The sequence below is a fragment of the Gilvimarinus gilvus genome (assembly GCF_030518155.1).
Taxonomy (GTDB): Bacteria; Pseudomonadota; Gammaproteobacteria; order Pseudomonadales; family Cellvibrionaceae; genus Gilvimarinus; species Gilvimarinus gilvus.
In genome coordinates this window covers 1-331 of record NZ_JAULRU010000634.1, presented here as the reverse complement: position 1 = coordinate 331, position 331 = coordinate 1, and the positions used below count along the sequence as shown (strand labels likewise).

The following is a 331-nucleotide window of genomic DNA, read 5'->3' as shown; positions in this document are numbered from 1 at the left end:
CTTGGAGCTTTAGGTTTATTAGAAAAAATCGCACTTAAAATTAGTTTGGTTCAACAAAAAAAACAGTTAGAATTAATACAACCTCATCTAATTGTTTTCGCAAGCGATCACGGAATTGCACAATCTGGTGTTAGTGCGTATCCTGCGGAAGTTACGCCTCAAATGGTTTTTAATTTTCTAAATAATGGAGCGGCGATTAATGTTTTTTGCAATCAAAATAAGATTGATTTAACCATTGTTGACGCTGGTGTGAATTATGATTTCGAAGATTATTCGGTTTTGAAAAATTGTAAAGTGACCAAATCAACCAAAAATTTCTTGTACGAACCTG

At 33.2% G+C, this 331-nt stretch carries 1 protein-coding gene; it reads left to right on the top strand.

The annotated features are described in order from the left end of the window. A partial coding sequence (locus tag QWI17_RS16565) for a nicotinate-nucleotide--dimethylbenzimidazole phosphoribosyltransferase (protein ID WP_302723638.1) occupies nt 1-331 on the top strand: 331 nt, incomplete at both ends.